7 protein-coding genes are annotated in these 4,952 nt (G+C 54.0%); all 7 read right to left on the minus strand.

The window, feature by feature from the left end:
• Positions 1 to 670: 670 nt before the first annotated feature.
• A complete protein-coding gene (locus tag O8B93_RS27660; RefSeq protein ID WP_269713083.1) occupies positions 671 to 1,480 on the minus strand; it encodes a putative hydro-lyase in 810 nt (269 codons plus the stop codon).
• A gap of 62 nt (positions 1,481 to 1,542) precedes the next feature.
• Positions 1,543 to 1,836, minus strand: coding sequence for a putative quinol monooxygenase (locus O8B93_RS27665; RefSeq protein ID WP_269713078.1), 294 nt, complete (start codon positions 1,834 to 1,836; stop codon positions 1,543 to 1,545).
• A 54-nt stretch (positions 1,837 to 1,890) separates the two neighbouring features.
• On the minus strand, positions 1,891 to 2,340 hold the full coding sequence (locus O8B93_RS27670; protein ID WP_269713079.1) for an OsmC family protein: 450 nt from the start codon (positions 2,338 to 2,340) through the stop codon (positions 1,891 to 1,893).
• Positions 2,341 to 2,400: 60 nt separating this feature from the next.
• The gene (locus O8B93_RS27675; RefSeq protein WP_269713080.1) at positions 2,401 to 2,817 is read right to left on the minus strand and encodes a GlcG/HbpS family heme-binding protein; all 417 of its coding nucleotides are present in this window, start codon (positions 2,815 to 2,817) and stop codon (positions 2,401 to 2,403) included.
• A 35-nt stretch (positions 2,818 to 2,852) separates the two neighbouring features.
• Positions 2,853 to 3,608, minus strand: coding sequence for an SDR family NAD(P)-dependent oxidoreductase (locus O8B93_RS27680; protein WP_269713081.1), 756 nt, complete (start codon positions 3,606 to 3,608; stop codon positions 2,853 to 2,855).
• A 58-nt stretch (positions 3,609 to 3,666) separates the two neighbouring features.
• The gene (locus tag O8B93_RS27685) at positions 3,667 to 4,785 is read right to left on the minus strand and encodes an acetoin dehydrogenase dihydrolipoyllysine-residue acetyltransferase subunit (protein ID WP_269713082.1); all 1,119 of its coding nucleotides are present in this window, start codon (positions 4,783 to 4,785) and stop codon (positions 3,667 to 3,669) included.
• Positions 4,786 to 4,789: 4 nt separating this feature from the next.
• A partial coding sequence (locus tag O8B93_RS27690; RefSeq protein WP_309568524.1) for a transketolase C-terminal domain-containing protein occupies positions 4,790 to 4,952 on the minus strand: 163 nt, incomplete at its 5' end.

Below are 4,952 nucleotides of genomic sequence, written 5' to 3' on the forward strand. Positions count from 1 at the left end.
CCACCTTGCGCTCAATCTCGATCGGCGCGCCGAACAGGATCGGCACAACCGCCGTCGCTATCGAATGGGCTTTGCCCATGAACCCCGTGCCAATAAGCGCAACATTCAACTTCTTCACTGGTAGGCCTCCATTGGGCAGCACATAATCAATGCCCTTGATCGTAAGTTCCCGCAGCCATTAAGGCCGTCAAATTTGTGATGTTAACGTATACAACAACACAAAAATCATAATGTCAACGATTACATTTTTGTTGACCGATCTGTTCATAAGCGTAGGATGACCAAAAAAGGGGAGCGTAAAAATGCGGTACTACGGTCAAATCTCACATCGCCAAACAATCGTTATCATCGCCGTTGGGCTCGCGGTGAGCGCGCTTCTTTATCTCAGCACCTAGAGGCAAACTTAAAAATCCAACGGGGTGTTTGGTAGCCTTTGATTAAGGCCGCCCCTTAAAAGCAAGTGAATGCAGGGGCCTTTGCATTCATATATTCAAGAGATACTCGACAGGTGCCACAGACTGGGCCAACGAAGAGGCAGACAACATACTATCGAATAAAACGAGTAATTCCGGGACTTACTTTAACTCGCGACATACTCGTTCTTATGGTTCGAATAATGCCTTCTTCGGTTAGACGCCCGGATGCCTTGGGAGGCAGGGTGGACCAAATGTCACCAGTGGGGTTTTTGAAACTGAAACTGACCGCTCCGTAAATCCTGTTCGCCAATATCGGTTATCAACATATATCCAGGACTGTGAGCGATTGCGATTGGCGGCCTCGCCTGTTCCAACGCCACCTGCGGTGTTACACCACATGCCCAGAATACAGGCACCTCTCCATCGCGCACCGGTACACTGTCTCCGAAGTCGGGAGACGACAAGTCGGAAATCCCGATCGCGGACGGATCCCCAAAATGCACAGGTGCACCATGTACTTGTGGCATCGTGGCTGTAATCTCGATGGCACGGATAGCGTCCGCCGGCGAAAATGGTCGCATGGATACGACATAGCGCCCTTTGAACGGACCGGCAGACTGACATTGGATGTTTGTTCTGTACATCGGCACATTCGTGCCGAGTTCAATATGCCGAACACCAATTCCGGCATCCATCAACGCTCCTTCAAAGGAAAAAGAACAACCAATCAAAAACGTAACGAAATCATCCTGCCAAAGAGCTCGGATGTCATCCAGCTCATCAACCAGGGCTCCATCCCGAAAGACGCGATAACGCGGAAGATCGGTACGAATATCGATGCCTGCTCCAGCCCCAGGAAGTGAAGGATCTCCAGGATTGCCCACAGCAAGGAGAGGGCAGGGTTTTGGGTTTGCCAAACAAAACTGCAAAAAATCAGTAGCCCAAACCTTCGGAAGGACAACGAGGTTGCCTTGCGCAAAACCCGGCGCCATCCCCGAGGTTTGATCCACAATTAAACCGTTGCGAATATCGGCGCGAATATTCTGAGGGTCCATCACGTTCATTTGCGGGTTCTTCATCCTGAACTTCCAACCGTGTAGCCATTTGGGCTGGATTAATCTTGCGGCTACGAGATCAGCTTAAATTTCTCAAGCTTTACGGAATCGACCCACCCGCTAATTTTCTCACCAAACGCCTTCATCGACGGCGTATTATTGTGAGTTTCCAGAGAAGATTCATCTTCCCAAATTTCATAAAATACAAAAGTACCGGGATTCTCGATCGATTCATGCAGATCATATTGCACAAATCCGGGCTCCGTTTTGGCAATAGGTACGAGAGTGCCCAGTGCGTCCCCAAGCTGCGAGCGCCACTCTTCCTTGGCCACGATCGTTGCAACAACAAATAACTTGTCTTTCATTTGGAATACCTATCCGCTTTCGTCGAAGTGGTTGTTGTTTCCGGTCCGCGCGTTTCAGCTTAATTCAATTGAAACCGGCGTCTTGATCGAATTCGCGATAAAGCAGCCTTTGTGCGCGCGGTGATGCATGCGCTCAAGTGCGTTATGATCCGGCTGTTTTTCTGAACTGAAAGTGGCTTTGGGATGGAGAGTGATTTCGGAAACCCAGAACGCTCCGTCCGATCCTTTCGAGACTTTGCCTACAGCATTGTCCTGATAGGTCTCGACCTTATAACCACTTCCCTCGCATATCGCGAGAAAGTAGAGCATGTGGCAACTGGCCAGCGCATTGACGAGAAGCTGTTCCGGGTCCGCCAATTCGCCACTACCCATATATTCCGTCGCCGCAGAGACCGGAACAGACACGCTCGAACTGTAGAGCGCGCGATGGTCGCGACTATAGGTTCCTGCATTTTCGATATGGGGCTTCGCCTTCCATTCGAGGCGAACCGAGTGCTCGGACATAACGTGTATCCTTTATAATTGCTTCAATATCGTCAGCAGAGCTTGCTGCGACGCGGACCTTCAGGCGTGTTCGAGCACATCGACCATAGCCTGCGCGATCTGAAGGTCGGCTTCGACCGGTCCGCCCGACGCGCCTACTCCGCCAATTACCGACTTCCCGTTGCGAACCGGCAGACCGCCGCCGAAAACCACGAACGGTCGCCGGCCGCCGAGAGAATCCAGTCCATAAAGCTCGCGGCCTGGCTGTACGATATCAAGCCAGTTGCCAGAAGGTGAGCGCAAGGCGAGTGCGGTGTAGGCCTTGCCTTGTGCGATCTCAACCGTGGAAAGCGCCGCATCATCAACCCGCAAAAAGGCCAGCAGATTGCCTCCAGCATCAACAATCGCAAGCGAAGACGGCTCTTCAAGTTCTCGCGCCTTCGAAGCACCGGCCATAATGGCCTTAATCGCAGCTTCATGGGTAATCGTGGAGGCCATTGCCGTATTCTCCTTCTGATTGGCCGACCAGGGGCCTAGTTGTAGATGCCGCCGTCGACGTTGATGGCCTGTGCGGTGACGTAGGAAGCTTCATCTGACGCCAAATAAACAAAAAGTGGCGCCACCTCCTCCGGTGAGGCCTGGCGGCCCAGCGGAATCAGGATCGGGACCAGCGATTCCTGTTTGTCCCTGCCCCCAAGATACTCGATGGCTGGCTGATTAAACGGGGTGTCGATCCAACCTGGGCAAACCGCGTTTACGCGTATGCCATCGCGAGCAAGTTCGAGCGCAAGCGTCGTCGTCAATCCGATAACAGCGGCCTTGGAGGATGAATAACTGAGAAGGCCCGGCGCACCTCGCTTACCAGCCAGAGACGACATCATTACGATCGAGGCTTTTTTTGCCGCCCGTAGATGCTTCACGGACTCCCTTGCAAAAATGAAATTCGCACGGACATTGATTGCGAATACCTTGTCCCAATTACTCGTCGTGAACTCTTCGAGCTTTCCGGATAATTGGATGCCCGCATTGAGGCACAGCGTGTCCAAACCGCCCATCCAGTCTACTGACTGGGATATGGCAGCCTCGATTTCATCTTCCTTCGAAAGATCCGCTTTAATAAAACGGACACGTCCACCAAACCGCTTCTCGACATTCGCACCGCGTATCGAGTCTATGTCGACAACCGACACGGTTGCACCCTCGGCAACAAAAGCCTCGAGAATAGCAAGGCCAATATTGGCGACACCTCCCGTTAGAAGGACGCGTTTTCCTGACAATCTTCCGGACATTCGGTATCTCCCAGTTAAGTTCGTTTAGGTAAAAATACGAGCGGCAACCGAACGTCGTTCAACCGCGCTGTACATTGTCCCTGATTGCCTCGTTGACCGTGGATGATGCCTCCATTTGCGGCATGTGTCCGACGGATGAAATGACGCGCAACTCGACATTTGCGGGTAGATCCTCACGCCGTGGCAAAGGCACGATCTGGTCGTCCTGGCCCCAGATAAGCAAGACCGGACACGAAAGTGCAGAGAGCGTTTCACTGATCGCCTGGACCTGCCCGGTCTCATTGGCGATCACGCCCGCAATCTCGGTAAGCGCCTCGGATACGCCTTCCAGCCGTTTGAAACGCAATGTTCCCTCGACCATGTCATTGGTGATCTTCGACGGATCGGCAAACAGCCGTTCCAAAACCCCCTGCAACGGTCGCCGGCGCTCAGCCGCGATGAAGTCGATGAGAAAGTCGCGACTGATCTCTTTGCCCAAGCCGATCGGCGCAATCAACGTGACCGACGCAATGCGAGACGGCTCCCGGGCCGCTATCGATGCTGCGACGGCGCCACCGAATGAATGCGCAACGAGATGGATCCTGGTTGCTGCGACATCCTGGATTGACGCCAGCACGGCCGATGTGATTCCGGAAAGAACATCAGGGCCTGCAATCGGGGTGGAATTGCCGTGCCCCGGCAGGTCTACCGCAATCGTACGCATCGTCTGGGCGATCTCGGGCTGATTAAAGAGCCAGGTCGTCAGGTCGCCACCGAAACCATGCAGGAACAGTACGATGTCCTTGTCCCCTTCCCCAGCCTCGAGAAGATTTACCGTGCCGCCGCCAACAGCCACAGAACGCGGGACGATTGCATTACCGCCGCCCTCCTCGCCGACACCCATCCTGTCGGCATAACTTGCGATGAAGGCTTCGATCTCGTCCTGTGTTGCCGCGTCGTCGGTGACAACGCCGGCAAGCGCACCGACCGGAGCCGTTGTACCTTCCTTCAGGACGATGCGTCGCAGTGTACCACTGGCGGCCGACTCGACCACATTGGTGACCTTGGTCGTTTCGATCTCAAGAATCTCCTGACCTCGAACGATGGTGTCGCCTTCGCCCACCATCCATTGGGTGATTTTCCCCTCGGTCATTGTCATTCCCCATTTGGGAACGGTGACGGCTTCGATAAGCGACATCGGATTACCTCTTCACGATAGATTTGGCGGCCTGCGCCACAGCGTCGGGGGTCGGCACATAGGCGTCCTCAAGATTGGGCGCATAGGGCACTGGAGTATGAGGGGCCGTAACGAGCTTGATCGGCGCCTTCAGGGCATCGAAGCACTTGTCCGCGAAGAGCGCCGAG

Origin of the sequence: Martinezella rhizogenes, from assembly GCF_027460065.1 — a bacterium.
Lineage (GTDB): Bacteria > Pseudomonadota > Alphaproteobacteria > Rhizobiales > Rhizobiaceae > Agrobacterium > Agrobacterium rhizogenes_C.